The 22,874-nt window shown below is 62.7% G+C and carries 24 protein-coding genes; 8 read left to right on the top strand and 16 right to left on the bottom strand.

Going from position 1 to position 22,874, the window contains the following annotated elements:
- The first annotated feature begins 24 nt into the window (after positions 1-24).
- Together BN2694_RS04025 and BN2694_RS04030 are read left to right on the top strand one after the other, a co-directional pair.
- Positions 25-990: a D-2-hydroxyacid dehydrogenase gene (locus tag BN2694_RS04025; RefSeq protein WP_135662830.1), complete on the top strand. Its 966-nt coding sequence runs from the start codon at positions 25-27 to the stop codon at positions 988-990.
- A gap of 221 nt (positions 991-1,211) precedes the next feature.
- Positions 1,212-2,222: an NADP-dependent oxidoreductase gene (locus tag BN2694_RS04030; RefSeq protein ID WP_135662832.1), complete on the top strand. Its 1,011-nt coding sequence runs from the start codon at positions 1,212-1,214 to the stop codon at positions 2,220-2,222.
- A gap of 27 nt (positions 2,223-2,249) precedes the next feature.
- On the opposite strand, the gene BN2694_RS04035 is transcribed toward BN2694_RS04030, so the two are convergent.
- From BN2694_RS04035 to cofD, 7 genes are all read right to left on the bottom strand, one after another.
- On the bottom strand, positions 2,250-2,630 hold the full coding sequence (locus tag BN2694_RS04035; protein WP_135662834.1) for a hypothetical protein: 381 nt from the start codon (positions 2,628-2,630) through the stop codon (positions 2,250-2,252).
- Between the two features lie 44 nt (positions 2,631-2,674).
- Positions 2,675-3,712, bottom strand: a complete 1,038-nt coding sequence (asd, locus tag BN2694_RS04040; RefSeq protein ID WP_135662836.1) for an aspartate-semialdehyde dehydrogenase — start codon at positions 3,710-3,712, stop codon at positions 2,675-2,677.
- Positions 3,713-3,785: 73 nt separating this feature from the next.
- Positions 3,786-3,977 carry a 30S ribosomal protein S17e gene (locus BN2694_RS04045; protein ID WP_135662839.1) on the bottom strand — a complete coding sequence of 64 codons (192 nt, stop codon included), beginning with the start codon at positions 3,975-3,977 and terminating at the stop codon, positions 3,786-3,788.
- A 24-nt stretch (positions 3,978-4,001) separates the two neighbouring features.
- The gene (locus tag BN2694_RS04050) at positions 4,002-4,598 is read right to left on the bottom strand and encodes a DUF447 domain-containing protein (RefSeq protein WP_135662841.1); all 597 of its coding nucleotides are present in this window, start codon (positions 4,596-4,598) and stop codon (positions 4,002-4,004) included.
- Positions 4,595-5,437, bottom strand: a complete 843-nt coding sequence (locus BN2694_RS04055) for a triphosphoribosyl-dephospho-CoA synthase (protein ID WP_135662843.1) — start codon at positions 5,435-5,437, stop codon at positions 4,595-4,597. Before BN2694_RS04055 ends, BN2694_RS04050 begins: the two co-directional genes overlap by 4 nt.
- Positions 5,434-6,252, bottom strand: a complete 819-nt coding sequence (locus BN2694_RS04060) for a tRNA-dihydrouridine synthase (RefSeq protein WP_244605356.1) — start codon at positions 6,250-6,252, stop codon at positions 5,434-5,436. The genes BN2694_RS04055 and BN2694_RS04060 overlap by 4 nt, the downstream gene beginning before the upstream one ends.
- Entirely contained in the window at positions 6,249-7,241 is a 993-nt protein-coding gene (gene cofD, locus BN2694_RS04065) for a 2-phospho-L-lactate transferase (protein WP_135662845.1), read from the bottom strand. The genes BN2694_RS04060 and cofD overlap by 4 nt, the downstream gene beginning before the upstream one ends.
- A 127-nt stretch (positions 7,242-7,368) precedes the next feature.
- Between cofD and BN2694_RS04070 the strand changes: the two genes are divergently transcribed.
- Positions 7,369-7,896 (top strand): protein-tyrosine phosphatase family protein, encoded by a 528-nt coding sequence (locus BN2694_RS04070; protein WP_135662847.1) that lies wholly within the window; start codon positions 7,369-7,371, stop codon positions 7,894-7,896.
- A gap of 184 nt (positions 7,897-8,080) precedes the next feature.
- Here the strand turns inward: BN2694_RS04070 and BN2694_RS04075 are convergent, their stop codons facing one another.
- Positions 8,081-9,943, bottom strand: a complete 1,863-nt coding sequence (locus tag BN2694_RS04075; protein ID WP_167879957.1) for a PDC sensor domain-containing protein — start codon at positions 9,941-9,943, stop codon at positions 8,081-8,083.
- Positions 9,944-10,292: 349 nt separating this feature from the next.
- Between BN2694_RS04075 and BN2694_RS04080 the strand changes: the two genes are divergently transcribed.
- The 3 genes from BN2694_RS04080 to BN2694_RS04090 all read left to right on the top strand — a co-directional run bounded on the left by BN2694_RS04080 (position 10,293) and on the right by BN2694_RS04090 (position 13,113).
- Complete coding sequence (locus BN2694_RS04080; RefSeq protein ID WP_135662851.1) at positions 10,293-11,516, top strand: HD domain-containing protein; 1,224 nt, start codon at positions 10,293-10,295, stop codon at positions 11,514-11,516.
- Positions 11,517-11,566: 50 nt separating this feature from the next.
- Positions 11,567-12,586: an amidohydrolase family protein gene (locus BN2694_RS04085; protein ID WP_135665434.1), complete on the top strand. Its 1,020-nt coding sequence runs from the start codon at positions 11,567-11,569 to the stop codon at positions 12,584-12,586.
- Between the two features lie 71 nt (positions 12,587-12,657).
- Entirely contained in the window at positions 12,658-13,113 is a 456-nt protein-coding gene (locus tag BN2694_RS04090) for a universal stress protein (RefSeq protein WP_135662853.1), read from the top strand.
- Positions 13,114-13,200: 87 nt separating this feature from the next.
- Here the strand turns inward: BN2694_RS04090 and ndk are convergent, their stop codons facing one another.
- The 5 genes from ndk to BN2694_RS04115 form a co-directional block, all read right to left on the bottom strand.
- On the bottom strand, positions 13,201-13,683 hold the full coding sequence (ndk, locus tag BN2694_RS04095) for a nucleoside-diphosphate kinase (protein ID WP_135662855.1): 483 nt from the start codon (positions 13,681-13,683) through the stop codon (positions 13,201-13,203).
- Positions 13,684-14,055 carry a 50S ribosomal protein L24e gene (locus BN2694_RS04100; RefSeq protein WP_135662857.1) on the bottom strand — a complete coding sequence of 124 codons (372 nt, stop codon included), beginning with the start codon at positions 14,053-14,055 and terminating at the stop codon, positions 13,684-13,686. It abuts the gene before it with no gap.
- Positions 14,055-14,282 carry a 30S ribosomal protein S28e gene (locus BN2694_RS04105; RefSeq protein WP_135662860.1) on the bottom strand — a complete coding sequence of 76 codons (228 nt, stop codon included), beginning with the start codon at positions 14,280-14,282 and terminating at the stop codon, positions 14,055-14,057. Before BN2694_RS04105 ends, BN2694_RS04100 begins: the two co-directional genes overlap by 1 nt.
- Positions 14,283-14,293: 11 nt before the next feature.
- Positions 14,294-14,656, bottom strand: coding sequence for a 50S ribosomal protein L7Ae (rpl7ae, locus tag BN2694_RS04110; RefSeq protein ID WP_135662863.1), 363 nt, complete (start codon positions 14,654-14,656; stop codon positions 14,294-14,296).
- 235 nt (positions 14,657-14,891) lie between these two features.
- Complete coding sequence (locus BN2694_RS04115) at positions 14,892-16,055, bottom strand: methyl-accepting chemotaxis protein (RefSeq protein WP_167879958.1); 1,164 nt, start codon at positions 16,053-16,055, stop codon at positions 14,892-14,894.
- 468 nt (positions 16,056-16,523) lie between these two features.
- On the opposite strand from BN2694_RS04115, the gene tmcA reads away from it, so the two are divergent.
- Positions 16,524-18,785, top strand: a complete 2,262-nt coding sequence (tmcA, locus tag BN2694_RS04120) for a tRNA(Met) cytidine acetyltransferase TmcA (RefSeq protein ID WP_135662867.1) — start codon at positions 16,524-16,526, stop codon at positions 18,783-18,785.
- Between the two features lie 45 nt (positions 18,786-18,830).
- On the opposite strand, the gene BN2694_RS04125 is transcribed toward tmcA, so the two are convergent.
- From BN2694_RS04125 to BN2694_RS04135, 3 genes are read right to left on the bottom strand one after another with little or no spacing between them, the layout of a single operon-like run.
- A complete protein-coding gene (locus BN2694_RS04125; RefSeq protein WP_135662869.1) occupies positions 18,831-19,313 on the bottom strand; it encodes an SRPBCC family protein in 483 nt (160 codons plus the stop codon).
- Positions 19,310-19,915 carry a TetR/AcrR family transcriptional regulator gene (locus BN2694_RS04130; RefSeq protein WP_135662871.1) on the bottom strand — a complete coding sequence of 202 codons (606 nt, stop codon included), beginning with the start codon at positions 19,913-19,915 and terminating at the stop codon, positions 19,310-19,312. Before BN2694_RS04130 ends, BN2694_RS04125 begins: the two co-directional genes overlap by 4 nt.
- Entirely contained in the window at positions 19,912-20,889 is a 978-nt protein-coding gene (locus BN2694_RS04135) for an alpha/beta hydrolase (protein ID WP_135662873.1), read from the bottom strand. Before BN2694_RS04135 ends, BN2694_RS04130 begins: the two co-directional genes overlap by 4 nt.
- Before the next feature lie 192 nt (positions 20,890-21,081).
- On the opposite strand from BN2694_RS04135, the gene ilvD reads away from it, so the two are divergent.
- The gene (ilvD, locus tag BN2694_RS04140; protein WP_135662875.1) at positions 21,082-22,824 is read left to right on the top strand and encodes a dihydroxy-acid dehydratase; all 1,743 of its coding nucleotides are present in this window, start codon (positions 21,082-21,084) and stop codon (positions 22,822-22,824) included.
- Positions 22,825-22,874 lie beyond the last annotated feature (50 nt).

Raw genomic sequence — 22,874 nt, forward strand, 5'->3', positions numbered from 1 at the left:
ACAAAAGTCACTGGAGGGTCGGCCGTGTCGAGTGATGCCTCCGATGTGCTCGTCCTGCGAGGCAAGCCCCACGGAATATCGAGCCGGGAGTACGCGACGGCACTCCGGGACAGGCTTCCGGCCGATATCTCGGTCGTGGCGGCTCGGACCCCGAGCGACGAGCGGGAAGGGATCGGAGAAGCGCCGATCGTGACCGGCGGGAACATCGGGGAGTCGCTACTCGAGCGTGCCGAGTCACTGGAGCTGTTCGCCTGTACGGCCGCGGGATACGAACATCTGCCCCTAAAGACGATGGCCGACCGGGGGATCGCCGTGACGAACGCCTCGGGGGTGCACGGTCCCAACATCGCCGAGCACGTCCTCGGGTCCTTCCTGGCGTTCGCCCGCGGGTTCTTCCGAGCTCGTCGCCGGCAACGGAACCACGAGTGGCGAGCCGTTCAGTCGCGGGAACTCGTCGGGAGCAGCGTCACGATCGTCGGGATGGGCGCGATCGGACGGGCGATCGCCGACCGTTTGACGGGATTCGACGTGACGACAGTGGGCGTCCGTCACACGCCAGAGAAAGGCGGACCGACCGACGAGGTCTACGGGTTCGACGAGATACACGAGGCACTTGCGGGGACAGAGTACGTTGCGATCGCCACGCCGTTGACCGAGGAGACGCGCGGACTGGTCGGGGCTGAGGAACTGGCGACGCTGCCCCCGTCTGCAGTGCTCGTCAACGTGGCCCGCGGGCCGATCGTCGATACTGACGCGTTAGTCGACGCGCTACGGGCCAACCACCTCCGTGGGGCGGCCCTGGACGTAACCGATCCAGAACCACTCCCGAACGACCATCCGCTGTGGGACTTCGAGAACGTCTTGATCACGCCCCACCAGTCCGGACACACCGCGGAGTACTTCGAGCGGCTGGCGGACATCGTTGCGCCAAACATCGAGACGATTCTGAACGGTGGCGATCCCGAATCCTTGCGGAACCGGGTCGCGTAACGCCAAGCGGATATTCGATGCCGATCCCCACAGGGAGTCGAGCCGATCGAGAGATCGCTGTCGATCCCCTCTGGTGGCCGCCTCAATATGTCAGTGACAGATCACGATTCCTCGGGGCCGTCTCTACTGGTGATAGATAGTATCCAACTACCAACTCCAGGTCACTGCTGGGCCGTTGTTGGAAGCGCAACGTTCCTTACCATCCAGGGTCGATAATGGGTATGCGAGATTCGAACCGCGAGTGGATACTCGCTCAGCGACCTGATGGAGAGCCGGACATGGAGAACTTCGAACTACAGGAGAGCGGCGTCCCTGAACCCAGACACGGCGAGCTACTGGTTCGCGTCCGGTATCTCTCCGTCGATCCATACATGCGCGGACGGATGCGCGACGCCGAATCGTACGCCGAACCGTGGGACGTCGGCGACCCCATGGAAGGGGCCATCGTCGGAGAGGTTATCGAGAGCAAGAGCGATGCCTACGACGAAGGTGACATTGTGACGGGCGGAGGCACATGGGCCGACTATACAGTCCTCGACGCCGCCGACGTAGCCCCCGTCGACCCATCGATCGCCGATCTTCCCGCATATCTCGGCGTGCTCGGGATGCCTGGACGGACGGCGTACTTCGGACTCCTCGAGGTCGGCGACCCCAGTCCGGGCGAGACAGTCGTGGTCTCGGGTGCGGCCGGTGCGGTCGGGTCCGTGGTCGGCCAGATCGCGAAGCTGAACGGCTGTCGGGTGGTCGGATTCGCGGGATCGGAGCAAAAAGTCGAGTGGCTCACCGAAGACCTCGGGTTCGATGCTGCGATCAACTACAAGGATGTCGACGACTATCAGGGGGCACTCGAGGACGCAGCGCCCGACGGCATCGACGTCTACTTCGACAACGTCGGGGGACCAATCACCGACGCCGTGTTCACGAAACTGAACCTCGACGCGCGGGTTGCGGTCTGCGGACAGATCGCTCATTACAACGACGAGGGCGTCCCGACCGGCCCCCGGAAACTCCCACAACTCATCGCACCGCGCGCGACAGTCAAAGGGCTTCTCGTCGGTGACTTCGCGACCCGATTCGAAGAGGCCAGCCAGCAACTGGGTGCGTGGGTCGCCTCCGGAGACATTGCTCACCGGGAGACGGTCGTCTCGGGACTCGAAAACGCCCCGGATGCGTTCCTCGGGCTATTCTCGGGTGACAACATCGGCAAGCAAGTCGTTGCCGTCTCGGAGTAACGACGTTTCCGCTTCGGTCCGCCGTCCTCACGAGGGGCGATGCGCCAGATACCCGTCACGCGCCTCGAGTACCCAGTAGGTGATGAGAACGATAAGACCGGCCACGGTCAGCAATACGTCTGTTTCGAGACCGCGGACTTGCCAATCTGGGCCGAAGAGGGCGAACGAACCGAGTGTGAGCCAGCATCCCAACGCGGCGAGAAACCGCCAGTGAGAGTCAACTGCGGTGTCACCTGCCTCACCGCGACGAGCCAGATAGAAATGGCCAGCGCCCACGCCGACCGCGTAAACCCCGAGAAGCCCCACGCCCCTAAGCCAGTCCGGGGGAGAAACGATGGCGATGATGCTGATCAGTGCGAAGGCCCCGACGACGGCAGTTCCGTAAACAGTGTCTTCACGTGAGCCCATACCACGCGATTGCATTGGGCCGTGAAAACGGTTGGTTTCTCGTCTTAGACGTAGTCCTTCTTAACCAGCAACTCGCCGTTGAGGATGCTCGCGCCGGCTGCCCCGCGGAGCGTATTGTGCGCGAGGCAGTTGAACTGGACGCCCGTTTCGGTCGTCTGGACGCCGCCGACGCTGATCTGCATCCCGTCCTTGCGGTTGCGGTCGAGACGCGGCTGGGGTCGGTCAGGTTCCTCGAAGACCTCGATCAGCGGCTCTGGCGAACTGTGCAGGTCCGCCGAGGGGTACTCGGCCATGGCCTCGGCGGCTTCTTCCGGACTCACATCCTCACTCAGGTCCGCCCAGACGTTCTCGAGGTGGCCGTCCAGCGTCGGGATCCGGTTACAAGAGGCTGCGACGTCTGCCTCGAGCCAGTGGACCTCCGCGCCGTCGAACTCGCCCAGGAGCTTCCGGGACTCGGCTTCCATCTTGTCCTCCTCGCCGCCGATGTGTGGGATGGCGTTGTCGATGATCTCCATCGACGTGACGCCCGAATACCCGGCCCCTGAGACGGCCTGCAACGTCGAGACGTCGATCCGTTCGACGCCGAAGGCCTCCTCGAGGGCGGCGAGCGGCGGGACCATCGTGATCGTCGAGCAGTTGGGGTTCTTCAGCAGTGCGCCATCCCAGCCACGCTCCTCACGCTGGACCTCCAGTAAGTCAACGTGGTCGGGATTGACTTCGGGGATAGTAAGCGGAACGTCCGGATCCATCCGGAAGTTCGAGGAGTTCGAAGAGACGACGTAGCCCGCCTCGGCGAAGCCGGGTTCGACGCGTTCCCCGACCGAGGAAGGTAACGAGGAGAACAAGAGATCGATGTCGTCCGGGACGGCCGCCGGTTCAGTCGCACCGACGGTCATCTCGGCAACGTGGTCGGGGATCGGGACGTCGATCCGCCACTTGGCTGCTTCGCGGTAGGACTTCCCTGCGCTGTCCTCGCTGGCGGTCAGTGAATCGATCTCGAACTCTGGATGGGGGTCGAGCAGCTGAACCAATCGTTGGCCGACGGCGCCCGTCGCCCCCAGAATTCCGACGTTTACTGGCATGACTGGAGCCTTGGGCTAGGACCGGTCAAAACTGTTTGGATCGGCGGCGGATCCGAAGTGGGAGAGACGGAGATCAGGCTTCGACGGCGCCGGCCTGCTTGCGGGTGACGTACCCCGCGATACGGTTGCGGACGCCCTTCGACTCGACGTTGGTCAGTTCTGTGACGAGGTCCTTGTTGTGCTCGAAGTCCGTCGAGAACGCTTCCGGATAGCGTTCCAACAGCGTCCTTGCGGTCTTCTTGACGTAGGCGGGTTTGATTGCCATGCTGAACCGTTACTGACTGGGCCTCTAAAAGGATTCGGAACGCAGGTCTTCAGTTGGCAGTTCGACGACCGATCGCAGCCGTTCGAGGGCCGCCCGCTCGCGCTCGCCCCCACATCGCTCGATCACGTCCATGAAGTACGCGAGTCGTCCCCGGAGGCGGTCGTCGTCGTACGCCTCGACGTCCAACCGTGAGGCCGCCACCGTCGCTTCGATCACCGCCGCGTGTCCGCGGTTGATCGTCGGGACGACCCGCTGCTCGATGCCCGTCTTGCGCAGTCGCAGTTCCCAGTCGATCCACTCCGTCCCGCCCTGGGTCCCTTCCTCACGTCGCTCGGCCGCCACACGCGCCCAGGCGTCGGCGGTGTCGAGAACGCCGTCGTCGATCTCCCTGACAGTCAGCGCCGCCTCGACGAAGTCGACAGGATCGCGGGTGAACTGGACGTATCCCTCGCCTTCGCGTTCGAAGTTCAGCCGCGTCCGGGTCCGCCCCCATGTCCGGGCAGTCACCGGGTCGCCGGCGTGCAGGCCAAGCGCGGCAACGTTGTACATCCCCTCGGGACCACGCGTTGTCACAATGGATTCGGTGACGCCACGCAGATCGACCGGCCAGTCGTCGCTCACACATCGACCCCCCGATACAACGCCACGAACAGCCCCCCGGCGAGCAAGTCGGCCGTCGTTCCGGGGTTGATCCCTTCCTCGACGAGTTCGTCGGCGAGGTCATCAGCGTCGATGTGTCCGTCACGGGCGGCCGCCGCGCGTTCGCGGACGTCCTCGGCCACTTCTGCACCGTGATTGATCGCGACGAAGGTGTCGGGGTCGGCTGCGAGCATGTCGAGAAACACGTCACCGGCGCGATCTGTGACGGGGCCATCCCGCTCCTCGATGGCCGCAGCGGCGTCGAACGTCCGCTCGAAACTGCCAGTCCATTCCCTGGCGATCTCATCATGATCAGTCGATCGTTCGAGCACGTCGTACAGCGAGAGGCCACGCTCCCGGACTGCCGGGACGGCGTCGCTGCCGTGGCGGACATCCAGGGCGTCCATATCCTCGGGCGGATCGGCGACCGCTACGTCGACGTGCTCGAACGCCCGATAGAACCCGACGGCATCCTCGACGCCCGTCCCCTCGGCGATCCGTCGCGCCCGCTCTGAGGTCACCTCGCCCAGTGCGCCGGCCCGGACCAGCGGTGCGAGCAACAAAAGACCGCCGAACTGCGTGTTCCCACCCGACTGGTCGCTCATCCCTTCGACGGCACGCTCGAAGGCCACCCCGATCGGCGGCCCGTCGGGATCGGCCAGCGCCCGGAGTCCGTCATTCGCGCCGGCGGCACCCGCCAGAAAGTGCTCGAAACGGAGATCCTCGTGATCGTGACGGCGATCTACGTTACCCGGTTTGGGAGTGGTCGCTACCTCGAGCAGCAGCGCAAGTTGGGCCTGCTGAGCGATTGTCCGGGTCACGGCTCGACCTCCCTGGCGGACGAGTTCCGTCCCTGGTCGAACCACTCCTCGGTCGCTCGTCGGATCCTATCGAGAACGGCGGGCCTATCGCTGGGTCGGCCGACGCTGACCGCATCAGCGCCGTAGGCGAGATACTCACGTGTCGTTGCCCGGTCGCGGACGCCGTTGTTGGCGATCACGAACAGATCGGTCGCCGCGACGACCTCGGCGACGCACCCCTCACTGTCCATCGCGTCGACGTGGATCGCGTCGGCGCCGGCAGCCTCGATCCGTCGCGCCACGGTTGGCAGGTCGACGCCTGGCACTTCCGTCCTGACTTTGACGCTGACTGTCGCGCCGGCTTCGGCAGTGGTTGTGACCTGTGCCGCGAGGCGATCCGGGTGGGCCAACAGTGACTGCCCGGCACCGGTCGCACACATCTCGTCCTGGCGACAATGGGCGTTGATCTCGCAGACTGCGCCGTGAGAGGCACAGACGCTCGCGACCGCCGCGAGCGGACCGAGCGTACTGGATCGGACGTTCAAACCGATCGTGATCGGGACATCCGCGAGCGAAGCCAGCTCCGCCTCGGCGAACGCGACGGGATCGTCCGGCAGAAATTCCTGGCGGTCGCGGTCTTGGACCATCGCGCTAGCGGCCGTCCGGGTCGGTTCGTCGACCGCTAGCCCGCCAAGAAACGCCGCGCCAGCGTGCGGGGCGGCCGCCCGCGCCCAGTTGGCGTCGGACTCCCCGCTGAGGCTGGCGGCTGCCACCCGCGGCTCGAAGGGAAACGGGTCGGCGTGATCCACGTCAGAACTCGGACCCGAGTGACTCACGTCACCACCTCCAGCGCCTCTCGGACGGCGCCGGACACCCGCGCTGCGTCCTCGTCGGTGTCCAGCGCCGTGTCTGTCCGGACGGTCGGTCTGTCGAGATCGGTGCCGTCCGCCGCGTCGAGAACGAACGCGTCGACGAAGGGGTACACCTCGGCGACGCCAGCGGTCGAAGGTTCGTACCCTTCGGCTCCCATCAGCTTCGCCGCGGGACCAGAGAAAACGCGATCCCCGACGAACGGCGAGACGGCGACGACAGGGGTCGCTTCGAGGGCCTCGCTGATCCCGTCGAGTGCGATCATCGGCCCGAGGCTCGTGATCGGGTTCGACGGGCCGATCACGACCGGATCGGAGAGGGCGTCTAAGACCTCGTCGGTGGCTTTCGCGTTCTCGGCCCCCCGAAACTCGACGGATTCGACGGGTGGGTCGCCGTTCCTGGCGACCCAGAACTCCTGGAAGTGCATCGGACCGTCGGGCGTGTGGATGATCGACGCCACAGGGTCGTCGCTCATCGGTAGAATCTCCCGGTCCGCATCCAGCGCATTGCCGAGGATGCGGGTCACTTCCGTCAGGGAGTGGCCCTCGTCGAGCAGACTCGTCCGCGTGACGTGGATCGCCCGGTCGCGGTCGCCGATGTGCATGAACTCTCCGACGGCGGAGAAACGCCGCCAGCGGGCGATCTCGCGGCCCGCAGTCTGTCGTTCGTCGGGGAGGTATCGCGGCCCGCTCTCGAGACCTGCTCTGTCAGCGAGAGTTCGGACGTACTCGTGAGTCTCGGCCGTGTCGTCGGCGATCCCCCACCAGGTGTCCGTATCGAGGACGTCCCCGGACTGAAAGAGACACGTATCGACGTCCGGGCAGACGAACAGGCCGCCAAGCTCCACATCGTCGCCCGTGTTTGCGACGACGGTCGTCTCTACGGGCGGGAACGTCTCGTCGGCGCCGGCGAGCAGCTTCGGCGTCCCGGTCCCGCCGGCGAGGAAGGTGACCATACCGCCCGTTGGGTGGACGCCACTCATAAGGGTGTCCTCGCCTGGCGGAGTCGTCAGCCCACGTCCACGTTTCAATCCTGAGAATCGGGCACATAGACTCAAGGGAGTAAGCTACCGTCCGTGGGGTATGGAAGACGCGTATCGGTTCGCGCCGGCCGCCCCCGGAGAGGAGTACGTTTATGGGGCGGCTGCGCCGGGCTGGCACACGGCCGCTGACCACGAGACGGCCGTCTCGGCCTGGATCGAATTTATGCACGAGCGAGGTATCGAGCGTGTCTGCTGTCTGGTACCAGGGGAATGTGACGAGGGCTGTCAATACAATCTCGATCGGTACGCCGCGTCGTTCGGCGAGGAAGACGTCGTCCACGCACCGCTGCTGGACCGACGGCTCGGCAACCAGGCCGTCCTCGAAGAGTCGATTCTGCCGTTTCTCGAGGAGTCCGTCCGCCTGGAGTCGCCAGTTGTCGTTCACGGACTCGCGGGACTGGGACGGACGGGACAGGTCCTGGCTGCGTGGCTGGTCGACGCACGGGAAAACGACCCCGAATCGGCCATCGAGACCGTCGAGGAGATGGGACGATACCCCGAAGAACCCATAGATGACGGGGACGTCACGGAGGACGAATTGCTCGATCATCTCGCCGCTGTCGACTGATAGCGCGGCGGCCACTCATTGAACGCCGAATAGTCGAGTCACTGAACGCCGAAAAGTCGAGTGATCGGACAGCTGCACAGCGAACTAGCGTGTCAGTGTGAATATTGTCGGAGAACGGCAGTCACTTTCTCAGCAGAAGCGAACAGAGATCCGCCGGCAGATCGGATGGGTGGCCGGTCGGTCGTTACTCCAGGTCACTCGGCGGTGACCCGGGGCCGGTCGGATAGTAGAACTCGTGTTTGGACTCGGTATCGAAGCTGTCGAGGACGTCCATGAGCGGTTTGGCGTACCGAGTGAGGTTCTGAGCCTGCTGGGAGACCTCCGTAAGTTCTGCGGCCTGTTCCTCGGCCGCGCCAGCGACGTTCTCGGATTCGGCCATCGTCTCGTCGATGAACCCGGCAAGGGCCTCGATCATCTCGGTCACCTCACGGAGCTGATCGAGGGGCATCTCGACGTCAGGATCGTCGACTGTTTCGAGCTGGTCGATGATCTCGTCGATCGTCGACGCCAGTTCCTCGAGTTGTTCCTGCTGTTCGTGGGCGTCGTCCGAGATGTGCTGGATGGAGTCAGCGACCTGTTCGGCGGCATCCCGGACATTCGCGGCGGAGACCTCGACGACCTCGCCAGCTTCCTCGACTTCGTCGGCGAAGTGCTTAAGCTGGCCGGTGGTGTTCTCTAACTCCTCGATCATGCCGTTGAAGTCCGTGGCGATCTCGTCCATGGCCTCGTTCTCGCCGTCGGTTTCCATCCGCCTCGTGAGGTCGCCGGCCGCACATTCTTCCATGATTTCGCTGTATTCTCTGGCCTTGGACTGGAGGTACTCGTTCATCTCCATCGCCTCGGCACGGGCGACTTCCGCCTCCTTGCGAGCCTGTTCGGCCTCGTTGATCTGCTGTCGAAGGGCGTCGCGCATGCTTGCGAACCCGTCGTACAGCCGACCGATCGAGTCGATCCGACCGGAGTGAATGTCCACGTCGAGATTACCCTGTTCCATCTCCTCGACTTTCCCTCGGAGGCGGTTGAGGTCCCGGGATGTCGTGTATCCGATCACCGCCCCCAGGAGACCGATGAACAGAACGGCTCCGAACGTCACGATCGTCCCCCACTTCGTGATTGTTCTCACGAACCCGAACGCGCTACTTTGTGGTTCGTGAACGAGAACTGCCCAATCGACAGCGGCCCGATCCACTTCCACCGGTGAATGACTCACTACGTAGGGCTGATCGAGGACCGATGGATCCGGTTGCGCGTTCGCATTGACGCCGACTCCGGTACGTGCACGCTCGATGTACTGGTTCGCGGTCCCGTCACTGTACGAATCGAACACACGGCGGCCGTCCGTGGCTATCTGAACGGTCCCATCGGCGTTGATGACGCGGGTAAAGCGTTCGGACTCCTCGCTGGGAGCCAGCGCACCAGTCAAGGAATCAGTTGTATACTCCACGACGAGGTACCGGTTTGACGTATCGGGAACGGGACTGATAAACGCCGTCAGCTGGGTCCCGTCGACCTCATGCACGTCCGTGACGCGTGCTCTGCCGACCTTGAGATCGCTCAGGTCCTGCGTCGCGATCCACGCCCGTTCACCGTCGGCCAGGGATTGCCCGTCGGGAAGTTGTGGACTGGCGACGACGCTGGTCGAGTCTTCGGTCTGTTCGAGAACGTAAATTGACTGCATATCGTAAAGACTCGCGCTGGTACGTGAGAGGTACCTCGTCATGTCGATAGCCGCTCCCGACCCCGTCTGGGTCAGTATTTCGTTCTCCGCTGAGACTTTGACTGCGATCGCGTTCCGCTGGATCCACGTTTCAACGACGCCGGCTTGCTGTTTGGCCAGTTCCTGATACTCCTGCTCGACGTTCTCCTCGACCTGTCCTGACACGCTCTGGGTCGCCACGACCCCGAGGGCGCCGATGACGAGTCCCATCACGATCAAGATCAATGCGAACTTGAGTGTGAAGCGTCGTCGAACGAAGTCCGGAACGAGTGCTCGTGAAACGGTCTGTATCAACCCACTACTCGAGGCTGATTCCGGAGAGTCTGCCATATATTTCCCTCTCATCGCCGATTCACCCTCATCCACAATAGATGTATGTGATATTGATCCCGCAAACGATGACCCGACCACGCCGTTCTTGAAAACCAGTAACGTGTAACATACTGTCGGTGACGATCGCGAGATACAGTTGCTTAAGCGGGGACGAAACGATCGGGCTGAGAAAGTCCTGTGAACGGAAGCACGCGGCTACCGGAAAGTTTCGAAGCGCGAGCGCCCATCGAGACGAACTCCCTGGAGCGATCCGGAAAAGGACCCACTTGGTTAGATGGACGACGGTGCGAGCGGACAGCGGAACGGGGCAGGTAGTTTAAACCGTCTCCGAGGGTACTCGGAGACGATGAAGACGATCAAGGATAGCGTCCACGACTACATCGAAGTCGAGGGCGTGGCGTTGTCACTGCTGGACACGCCGCCCGTCCAGCGGCTACGCCATATCAAACAGCTCGGGACCGTCACACTGGTCTATCCCTCCGCCAATCACACCCGCTTCGAACACAGTCTCGGCGTCTACCACCTCGCCGATCAGGCGCTTGGCCACCTCGGTATCGAGGGCCAGCAGGCCGAACGGGTTCGTGCAGCTGCCCTGTTGCACGACGTGGGCCATGGCCCCTACAGCCACAATGTCGAAGGGCTGATTCACCGACACACGGGCAAGTACCACGACGAGGTCCACGACTTGATCGGTGACGGGGATGTCGCACGTGTGCTGACCGAGCACGGCCTGAATCCCGATTCCGTCGCCGATCTGGTCGCCGGAAACGGTGAACTCGGTCAACTCGTCTCTGGGGAACTGGACGTCGACCGGATGGACTACCTCGTGCGGGACGCCCACCACACTGGCGTCCCCTACGGCACGATCGACCACGGTCGGCTGGTCCGGGAGCTACGTTTTCGGGACGGCGAACTCGTTCTCGCAGAGGGAAACGTCCAGACTGCCGAGAGCCTCCTGTTGGCCCGAGCGCTGATGACGCCGACCGTCTACAGCCATCACGTCGCTCGCATCGCTAAAGCGATGCTCCGGCGTGCGAGCGCTCGACTGCTCGAGGCAACCGATTGTCGTCCCGAAACGTTCCGACGGATGGACGACGCCGAACTGCTCGTCACTCTCCGCTCGACCGAGACGACCGCAGAGATCGGGCGACGGTTGACCTATCGAGACCTCTACAAGCGCGCGGTCTGGGCCGAGCGTGAGGCCGTCCCGGATGAACTGCTGGAGCAGTCCCAGGCGACGATCCGCGACCGCGAGCGGGAGATCGCCGAAGCGGCCGGTGTCGATCCGGCGGCAGTCATCCTCGACGTGCCCGACGAGCCCTCGATGGCCGAGTCAAGTTCGCGCGTGCTTGTCAATGGAACTGTGCGGCGACTCGACGAACAGTCGACGCTCGTCCGGGCGCTGCAGGCGGCCCAGCGCGACCGCTGGCGGCTTGGCGTCTACGCCCCGGCGGACGTTCGTGAGCGCGTCGGTGACGCCGCCGTACGGACACTCAGGCTCGACATCGACGGTGCGCGCGTCAGCGATACCCCCCGTGGCATACACGCGACGCTCGACGAGTTCGATTAGGGCTCTTCGAACGGTGGCGTTCAAGGGGACCGGTGTCCCAGTATCGGTACATGCAACTCGAAGGGACGATTCTACGCGGGCGCGAGTTCGATGTGATCGAGGGGCGGGTCGTCGTCGAAGACGGGGAGATCACGGCTATCGAGGAGACAAGTACCGACAGCGATCAAGTCGTGCTCCCGGCGTTCGTCAACGCCCACACGCACATCGGTGACTCGATCGCCAAGGAGGCCGGCGGGGGACTCAGCCTCGATGAACTCGTTGCCCCGCCGGACGGCCTGAAACACCGATTGCTCCGACAGGCGAGTCGGGCGGAACTCGTCGAAGCGATGGGTCGCTCGTTACAGTTCATGGAACGCAGCGGGACCGGGGCGTTCATGGAGTTCCGGGAGGATGGTCTCGAGGGCGTCGAAGCGATCCGCGAGGCACTGGACGGCCTCGCGATCGAAGACGTGATCCTCGGACGTGAGACGATCGAAGCGATGGAAGCCGCCGACGGCTTCGGCGCCAGCGGCGCACGTGACGGCGAGTTCGGGGCCGAGCGGACCGCAACAGCCGAGGCCGGGAAGCTCTTTGGCATCCATGCCGGCGAGCGCGACAGCGCCGACGTCAACCCCGCGCTGGATCTGGATCCCGACTTCCTCGTCCACATGGTCCACCTCGAGGCAGTCCACCTCGAGCGACTCGCCGACGAGGGCACGCCAGTCGTCGTCTGTCCGCGCTCGAACCTCGTTACCGGCGTCGGAACGGCCCCTGCCGAGAAGTTGCTCGACCGGACGACCGTCGCGCTCGGCACTGACAACGTGATGCTCAACAGCCCCTCGATGTTCCGGGAGATGGAGTTCGCCGCCAAACTCTACGATGTCTCGGCACGGGACGTCCTTCGGATGGCGACCGTCGCCGGTGCCGAAATCGCCGACCTGAACGCCGGCGTGATCGAGCAAGGCCGGGACGCCCGCCTGCTTGTCCTCGACGGTGACTCGGACAACCTTACTGGCGCGGAAGACGTCGTCCGTGCAGTGGTTCGCCGTGCTGGCGTCGCCGACGTCAGTGACGTGATCCTCGGCGCGTAGAGCCTTCCTGCCGCATCGCCCCACCGAGGTGAACGCTTAAGCGAGTGGGTGACAAATTATAACATACGACCATGTACGATCAGATCCTGCTCCCGACCGACGGTTCAGAGGGGATGGCCGACGTGATCGACCACGCGGTGGGACTGGCCCGGAGCCACGATGCGACGTTACACGCTCTTCACGTCCTCGACACAGCGACGATGAGCCGGATGCCGATGGAAGCTTCCTGGGAGACGATCACGGGGATGTTACGTGAAGAGGGCGAGCGGGCGCTCGAAGACGTCCGTCAGGCCGCCGAGGAGGTTCCGGTCGAAGGAGAAATAACTGAGGGGTCGCCGAGCCGTGAGATAGTCGACTACACCGGGTCGAACGACGTTGATCTGATCGTGATGGGGACCCATGGCCGTGGCGGAATTGATCGACTCCTGTTGGGAAGCGTGGCCGAGCGTGTCATCCGGACAGCGTCGGTACCGGTGATGACGATTCGAGTCGGCGACGCGCCCGAGGTCGAGGAACTCGACGGATGAGGGCTCCGGCCGGGACGATCACAACAGAACAGTAGTTGCGTCGCTAGAGAGGTATGTCAGTGAGAACGGGTGTGGCGTCCGCGACCGTCAGTGGTCGCCGACGTCCTCGTAAACCCAGGGTTCGTCCGCGCGTTCGTACTCGAGGAGTTCGTCCTCGTCGAAGAACAGCTCGATCTCGCGTTCGTTGGCACCCGGGTCTTCGTGATCCGAACCGTGGATGATATTCTGGCTCAGATCGAGACCGTAGTCGCCCCGGATCGTCCCGGGGGCGGCCTCGGCGGGATCGGTCGCGCCCATCATCTGGCGGACCTGCCGGGTCGCGTCGGCACCCTCCCAGACCATCGCCATGACGGGTCCGGAGGTGATGAATTCGACGAGATCGTCGAAGAAGGGCTTCTCGGCGTGCTCGGCGTAATGCTCGCCGGCGAGTTCCTCGTCGATCTGCATGAACTTCGCGCCGGCAAGTTTTAGCCCGCGGTCTTCGAGCCGGGTGATGATTTCACCGACGAGTCCCCGCTGGACGGCGTCGGGCTTTGCCATGACGAACGTGCGCTCGTCGTGATGGCTCATTCAGGCATCAGCCTCCGTCGGTTCTTCCGTGTCGGCCTCTTCGGCGTCCGCGTCCTCGTCGTCGGATTTGTCGCCTTCAACTGCGTCGTCAGATGCTTGGTCGGCTGCCTCGTCCGCTTGCACTTCGACCGAATCGTCCTCGACCTGTTCGGCCGCTTCGGCTTCGTCCTCTTCGACTGTTTCCGCTTCGCCGGCGGTACCGCGACCGGCTTCCGTCCAGGAGAGGTCCCGGGCTTCGCGGCCGAGGTCGGCGTTCTTCTCGCACTTCGACGAACAGAAGTGGATCGTCGTGCCGTTCTTTCGGACGAACATCGTCCCCGTACCGGGCTCGATGTCGGCGCCGCAGTAGTCACATTCGCGTGTCTGTGGCATTATTGCCCTCCAATGGCGTCGGCCTCACGGGCGGTCTCCCGAAGCTGGAGGATGTCACCTTCGCGGACCGGCCCGAGGACGTTGCGGGTGATGATACGACCCTTGTTCTCGCCCTCGCGGATGCGGCACTTGACCTGCATGGCCTCGCCGTGCATCCCCGTCCGGCCCACGACCTCGATGACCTCCGCGGGCGTGGATCCGTCGTCTTCGGACTCTTCAGCGCTCATAACTGATCACCTCAGCGAAGGTCCTCGACCTTCTCGGCGATGTCCTCGACCTCAGCCGAAGCATCGCCCGAATCGACGATCGCCGCCGCCGCGGAGCCGACCTCGAGGCCGGCGGCGTGTCCCAGATCGTCCTGCTGGCCGACGAAGACGTACGCCACGTTCTTCTCGGCTGCAAGTTCCGGAATATGCATGACGATCTCCTCGGGCTGGACGTCCTCGGCAACGAGGACGAGCTCGGCATTGCCGCGCTCGATCGCTTTGGTCGTCTCGTTGGTTCCTTTCTTTACTCGGCCTGTGTCTCGCGCGACCTCGAGCGCCTCGAGGGCGTCATCTTCGAGGTCCGCGGGAACATCGAAATCGACGTATACTGGCATGGATTGGATCACCTCCTGCACGTGGGCTCGCGCTCCCCCGCCGTGCGGAACCGACCCAGCGAACAGGTCGATCCCGGCGTCGTCCCGGAGATCGGAACGGCTCGAAAGTCCTAGATGGCTAGGAGCATCATCAACCCCGTGCAGGCTGTACCCGGAAGTGGTCCGGGGGACGTAAAAGCGCTTTCGAAGCCACTTGCCCGTGGGAGCCGAGCACACAGGCCCACAGGAACGACTACTATGACGAACCGGTCAGCCGGTCCATCGACGACTCGACCTCCTCGATCATCGCCACCTGATCTTCCGTGTTCGCGACGATTTCCTGTACTTCGGCAGCGACTGTTTCGGCTTCACCGAGCGCACTATCGATCATCGCTGCGATTTCCTCCGCACTTGCCGCCTGATCGTCGGTTGCATCGGAAACCTGACTAATCCCCTCGACCGTCGCAATCACTTTTTCGACGATCGCTTCGAAGCGAGCCATCGCTTGATCGACTTGCTCGATGCTATCGTTTACTTGCGTGGTTGTTCTCTCTAGGTTTTCGACAGTCGACTCGGTTTCGGCTTGAATGTCTCCGACCATTTCTTCGATGTCGCTGGCGTGGGTCTGGGACTCTTCGGCGAGACTCTTGACCTCGTCTGCAACCACGGCGAACCCTTCACCGGCCTCACCCGCCCGCGCGGCTTCGATGGATGCATTCAGTGCCAGCATGTTCGTCTGATCGGCGATATCATTGATCACCTCGACGATCTCGTCAATCTCGTCGATTCGTCGCTGGAGTGCATGAACGTCACCAGTTACTTCGTCGGCGGAATCGGAAGCCTCCTCCATGACACTGACAGCCTCTTTGGCGGAGTCACGTCCTTCTTCAGCGAGATGCTGGGCTTCGTTGCTAGTCTCTTCGACTTCGTCGGCCGTCGATGCAATTTCTTCGACGGTCGCAGAGAGATCGGAGACTTCGGTCGCGATCTCGCCCATGTCGTTGGCCTGCCCGCTCGCTAGGTCTGAAATCTCCTGGGAGTACTCGGCGATACCGTCAGCAGACTCCTGTAACTGCTCGATATCGCTATCGATCTCTTCGACGACTTCGTGTATCGTCGACCCCATTTCATCGACGACGTCGATGAGCGTGAGAAGTTCTTCGTTAAGAATGCTATCCGTGGCCTCGAAGTCGACGTGCGCTTGGAGGTGTCCGCGCTCGTAGGCACTGAGTGTCTGTTCGATCGCGTCCAACAAGTCAGCGCGTTCCTGCCGGTAGCGTGCCGAGTGCTCGAGGTCTTGAACGATTTCGATGACACCGATCAGTTCGTCGTCTTCGTAGATCGGGGTTGCAATGAACCAGATATCCCCACTCAGATCCGCCGTATCTTCATAGACTGGCGTCTTATCGCCTTCGAGCATCACGTAGTCTTCGTTAACGAGTCCAACACCAGCAAAGTCACTATCTGCGTTCTGTGGTGATGCAAGGACTTTCTCTGCAAGAAGTAACTCCGATGGATCATCGTACAGCACTTGGCCGAGGTTATCGATTCTCTGAACCTCCTCGCGGGGAACATCGAGGAGAGCTGCGATATGCCTATTCCAGTTAACAACTTCCCCGTCCCTGTTAAGGACTAGCGCCGGGAGGCTGATAACATCCAGGACAGTCTCACAATCTAATACGTTCGTAGGCTGGAATTGCGTATGCTCTGCCATAGTACATCAATTAGAATGGACTTCTCGCTTAGTAAATAAAACACCCGCCACCCATTATCAACCATGATAAAAGGTAGTGGTCAATAATCCATGATCTCCAAATATAAACCTATTGGAGCGACATAAATGAGAAATCCGGCACACCCAAGGCATCACCCGGTCTACGCACAGACGATGGCGGATTCGATCGGACGCAGGCTTCGGGCCGAAGCCCGACGAACCAACGAGCGCCGACTCATCATATTGGCGGGCGAGTCGGATTCTCATGAGCAAGCCTTGCGGAGCATCGTGGAGGAGGCTGCGCTCGATAGTCAAGATATCACGCTGCTTAGTCAGGACGCGTTGCTTGGATGTGAGCGGATTAAACCCTCCCATAGCGATACCTTGCTGGGCCAGACCCGCGACGGGATCGTCTACGATGCGAGTGAGCGATTCGATCCTGATGTACTCGCCCACGTCGTGGGGGCCATTGCAGGTGGCGGATTGGGGATTCTGTTGACGCCGCCCCTCGATGTGTGGCCGGATCGACGCGACGGCTTTGACGGGACACTCGCGGTTCCGCCCTTCGAAATCGAGGACGTGACCGGGCACTTCCGACGGCGTGTGGTCGCGACACTCCGGGCGCATCCGGGCATCGCGATCGTCGACACCGACACAGGGACCGTCGAGAGAGACGGGTTGACCGAGCCGGTTCCCCGACTCACAAAGACGGGACCGTCGACGCCGGACGATTGTGTGTTTCCCGCGGCAGCCTATCGACGGTGTCGGACAAGCGACCAGGTCGAGGCGTTATGCGCTTTCGAGTCACTTCGGGAACCGGGGCGGGCGGTCGTCGTCGAGGCCGACCGTGGCCGGGGCAAATCGAGCGCCGCCGGACTCGCCGCCGGAAGTCTCGCCGCCGCTGGGCGAAACGTGCTCGTGACAGCCCCCGAGCGTCGAAACGCCGCGGAACTTCTCGAACGGGCCCGTGAGCTTCAGGGTGATCTCGATAGAGAACGGGGAGATGGCGCCGATCGCGATTCGGCCACGGGAACGGACGGCGACCTGCCGATCCGGATCGGGGACGGCTCGGTCCGCTTTGCTCGGCCAACCGTGGCAGCCGACCGGGCCGAGAGTGCAGATGTACTGATCGTCGACGAGGCGGCCGCTCTTCCCGTTGACGTGCTTTTGACGTGTCTGGACGCCCCGGGTGTCGCGTTCACGACGACCGTCCGGGGCTACGAGGGGACTGGCCGGGCCTTCGAAGTCCGCTTTCGCGACCGCCTAGTCGAGTCCGACTTCGAAGTGACCGAGCGGACGATAGACGAGCCGATCCGCTACGCCGCAGGCGATCCGGTCGAAGTCTGGCTGTTTCGGGCGCTGTTACTCGATGCAACGCCCGCGACCGATCAACTGATCGCCGATGCGACACCAGGGTGCGTGACCTATCGACGGCTCGACTCAGCGGCCCTGCTTGAGGACGAGCACCTTCTCCGGGAAGTCTTTGGCTTGCTCGTTGTCGCCCACTACCGCACAGAGCCGTCCGACCTCGCTCGGCTGCTCGACGCGCCGAACGTCACTGTGCGGCTACTCACTTACGAGGGCCACGTTGTCACGGTCGCGTTGCTGGCCCGCGAAGGCGATCTCCCGGCCGACATCCGCGCCGACGCCTACGAAGGTGGTCGCATCGCAGGCAACATGATCCCCGACGTACTGACGAGCCAGTTGCGCGACGAGGCGGCCGGCATCCCGGTCGGCGAGCGCGTCATGCGGATTGCCACACACCACGCTGTCAGAGACCGGGGACTGGGATCGCGTCTACTCGCTGAAATTGCCGAAGAATTCGGCGACGACGTTGACTGGCTCGGAACCGGCTACGGCGCGACGCCACCACTCGTCGACTTCTGGCGGGAGAACAGCTACCGCTCGGTCCACCTGTCGACCTCACGCAACGAGCGGAGCGGCGAACACTCGGCGATCATGCTCAAGGCGACATCGCCGAACGGTCGGACCCTGCTCGATCGTCACACGACATGGTTACTCGATCGGATCGAGGGCATGCTCTCGGACCCACTCGCGGATCTGGATCCGGACATCGTCCGGGCCGTCCTCCGATCGATCGATGAGCCACCCGAATTCGATCTCAGTGATTTCGAGTGGCGCGTGCTCGCCGGCTCGCCTCACGGCGCGGGGCTGTACGACACCGCGCCGGACGCGTTCGCTCGCCTGGCGCTCCGGTACCTCGTCGACGCCGGGGAGCGGTCGCTCCTGTCAGCCCGCCAGGAGCGCTTGCTGGTGAGAAAAACCCTTCAGGGGCAATCCTGCGAAACTATCGCTCGGAAGTTGGGCTTTCACTCCAACCGGGAATGTATGCGTGCGCTGGGCGACACAATCGGGACACTCGTCGATGCGTACGGTGAGGAGGTCGCTAGCATCGAACGCGATCGGTTCGAGTGATCGTCACCACTTGATCCAGTTGTACGTGATTGATATCTGACAATATTACCGACTGAATGAATCAGTTTCGAGTGCCTGTTTGATGTTTTGCAGTCCGTCACGTTGATGCTCCCGAAGACTATCCATCATCGAACCCAGAATGGTAGTGAAAAACCATTCGACGACCGGGCTAACAGCAGGAATCGACCGCCCGAGTTCGAGACGTTCGGTCAACACGATACCCGTCTCAGTCGGTTCGATCAAAAATCGAAGTCGACCGCCAAGGATTGACCGCGGAAACGCCACCTCGTACACCAGCTGACGGTTCGGAACGACCGTCTTCACCCGATATTTGCCACCGATGAGCCGGTCACCGAACCACTCGTACTGGCAGAACACTGAGTCCTCGGTGACGGGATCGCCGGTTAGCGATTCGAAATGGATGTGATCGTCGGACATGAGCAGGTAATTGTCGTCCAAGTTCGCGGCGAAGGCAAACATGTCCGTCGGCGACGCACTGATCTCGATCGAGTCTTCGAGGACGATCACGACTGGTCTCTCCGGGTCAAACCGACGGCGACACTCCGGATCAAGACATCCCGAGCGGCCTCGTAGTTCTCGCCGATCTCTTCGCGATGGAGTGCCAGGAACGCGATCGATCGAATCGCGTCCGCAATAGCTTCCGGATTCTGCCCCGAGAGTAATCCTTGCTCTTGGCACTGGTCGATATACGGGAGCAACCGCTCAACGCTGCTCGTTCGGCGATCCTCAATCGCCTCCGGTGGGAGTTTTCGGTGGAGCAGGGCGTATTCGTCTTGGGCGAGCAGCGAGCGGGCGAGTTCGTTCGTCTCGATCGCTTCGAACATGCCCCGAAGAAACGCTTCGATAGCGCGTTCCGGATCCTCGTGAGCACCAAGCGTGTCCTCGACAAGTGGGTCGAATACCCGCTCGCCCTCGCGTTCGATGACGGCTAGATAGAGTTCCGCCTTGGAGTCGAAGAATTGATAGAATGTCCCCTGGGCGATGCCCACGTCGTCGGTGAGTTCCCCGATCGTCGTCTTCTGGAGTCCGTACCGGGTGAAGCGGTCTCGGCCAGCTTCGATCAACCCCTCACGAATCCGATCGCGGTCATCCTCGGTAAACGGACTCATGATACCCCCAGTAGCCAGCTGGTGGTGGACGTTCGCAGGGTGAGCATGTTCAGGGCGATCGTTCGATGCCCGGCGTCGAACGCCTGCGTCTGGAATCCCCACTTCTTCGATAGTCGTCGAACAGGACCCGACGGTGCAATCTCGTCGTACCGCCCATACAGTGCCAGAACGTCGTCCGGGTCGGTGGCGAGATCATCGAATTCGATCGGTGTGATGACCTCGAACGCCTGTCTGAGACGGTTCTCGGTAAATCCATGCTCGATGGCCGCGTCGTGAACGAGAGATTTCATCGGAGATTCACACATTGTTTCGAATAAGTCGACACCGGGAATCGTTAGAACGGCTCTATCAACGTCGGCGAGCGCAAGCGTCTGAGCAGCGATGTTGCCACCAAGGCTGATCCCACTCAATCCAATGTGCTCATATCCCTGCTCGCGGAGCGCGCCGATCAACGCCCGCGTGTCAGCTGCCGCCTGGAGGACACCCTCGATCATCCGTGGGATGTCTCCCGAAAGCAGGTACTGGCCCGAATAGTCGGATTCCGGGGGAGCGCGTTCCATGTGATACGGATGGGCCATCACGAACACGTCTGCGCCGGCATCCAGGAGCGGTCCGGCCAGGACTCGTTCGGCCCAGAATCCACTCGCCAAGGCACCATGGAGCATCACGACTGCCATCTTCGAATCGCCAGCAGCCGGTCGCGTCCATCGTTGACCGCTGACTTCTGCATTGCACTGAGTGGTCGTCATCGGCGACGGGAACCGGAACGGCGTCCGTCTCGTCCGGAAACGTCCGCTTGACTCCCCGAAGGACAACGTTGCTGGTTCGACTGTCTCGGGATGGATTTCCCGCGGGGATTGGTCCTTGAACTGTCTGAGATCCTCGTCAGTCGAGTTGATCGGAGCCCCTGGAAAATATCGAGCGATAAGTCCGCCCTGAGCACGGTCGACGGATCGGTGGATTGTTCCCGCCATCAACACGTTTTTGAACCTATGAATAAAAGCATTTTTCGTTCATAGAGTCTCCTCAGTTCGGGAGAATAACTCCAGCAACCGCCCAGACGAATTCAGATGTGAAACCGATCTAAGAACACAGACACCGACGGGACCAGGGGGAGGACTGAACCGAAACCTACACCCGCCGAGGTGACCGATATAGCGGTAGCAATGGCCGATGCACCAAAAGAGGGCCTCCGGAGCGCGGAGGTCACCGAGGGGGCCGACCGCGCGCCCCACCGGTCGCTGTTTCGTGCCGCGGGACTGAGCGACGAGGAGATCCACAACCCGCACATCGGGATCGCCAACTCCTGGAACGAGATCGTCCCCGGCCACGTCCACCTTGATGAACTTGCCGAACACGTCAAAGAGGGGGTCCGCGATGCCGGCGGCACCCCACTGGAGTTCAACACCATCGCCGTCGACGACGGCATCGCGATGGGCCACGAGGGCATGCGCTCCTCGCTGCCCTCTCGAGAGGTCATCGCCGACTCCGTCGAACTCATGGCCAACGCCCACCAGTTCGACGGGATCGTCGCGCTTGCCTCGTGTGATAAGATCGTCCCCGGAATGCTCATGGCGATCGCTCGGCTGGACATCCCGGCGATCGTCGTCACCGGCGGGCACATGGCCGCCGGGGAGTTCGAGGACGAACCCGCCGACCTCGTGACGGTCTTCGAGGGCGTCAGCCAGTACGAAGAAGGGGAGATGTCCGACGAGGAACTCTACCAACTCGAATGCTCGGCCTGTCCGGGCGAGGGCTCGTGTGCCGGGATGTTCACCGCGAACACGATGGCCTGCGTCACGGAAACGCTCGGGCTCTCCTGGACGGAGTGTGCGACCCACGGCGCGACCGACGACCGGAAGTTCGAGATCGCCCGCGAAAGCGGCCGACAGATCCTCGATCTCGTCCAGAAGGACGTTCGACCCTCCGATTTTCTGACTCGGGAGGCCTTCGAGAACGCTGTCGCCGTCGACCTGGCTTTGGGGGGCTCGACCAACACCATGCTGCACATCCCCGCCATCGCTCAGGAAGCCGGCCTCGACATCACGCTCACCGACTTCGAGGAGATCGCCGAGCGGACGCCCCATCTCGCGCACATGAGTCCCGCCGGCCCCTGGCGGATGGAACACCTCCGGGACGACGGCGGTCTCCCTGCTCTCTATCAGCGCATCGACGATCTCTTGCATCTCGACCGTCCCACTGTCGACGAGAAAACCATCGGCGAGCGGATGGAAGCGGGCGACGAACCAAGTGAGGTCATCCAGCCACGGGACGACCCAGTCCACGAGGAAGGTGGGCTGTCGGTTCTGCGGGGTAATCTCGCGCCAGAGGGTGCGGTCGTCAAATCCGGCGCGATGGACGAAGACATGCACCAGTTCGAAGGCCGGGCGCGCGTCTTCGAGTCCCAGCAGGCCATGCTCGAGGCCTACGACGATGGGGCGATCGAACCCGGCGACTTCGTCGTCATTCGCTACGAGGGGCCGAAGGGCGGTCCCGGGATGCCCGAGATGCTCGAACCGACCTCGAAGATCAGCGGCTCGCCGCGTCTCTCGGGCGAAGTCGCACTGCTGACCGACGGGCGCTTCTCCGGCGGAACCCGCGGGGCGGCGATCGGCCACGCCAGTCCCGAGGCCGCTGCTGGCGGGCCGATCGCACTCGTCGAGGAGGGCGACACCATCCGGATCGACGTGGACGAGGGCGTGCTGTCCCTAGATGTCTCGGACGACGAACTGCGTGAACGTGCCGCCGAGTGGGAACCGCCGGAACTCGACGCGACTGGCAATCTGGAGCGCTTCGCCGCGCTGGCGACCAGTGCAGCGACTGGTGGGGTGCAGGAAGTGCCTGACCTGCCGACGCCGTCGATCCAGGTTCCCGACGCCGGGGCAGATCCGACCAGCGCCGACGACTAAAACCAACCCTTCTCCTCGGAATCGTCGTTTCGCTGGCTGACTTTGCTACT

The organism is Halorhabdus rudnickae, from assembly GCF_900880625.1.
Classification (GTDB): domain Archaea; phylum Halobacteriota; class Halobacteria; order Halobacteriales; family Haloarculaceae; genus Halorhabdus; species Halorhabdus rudnickae.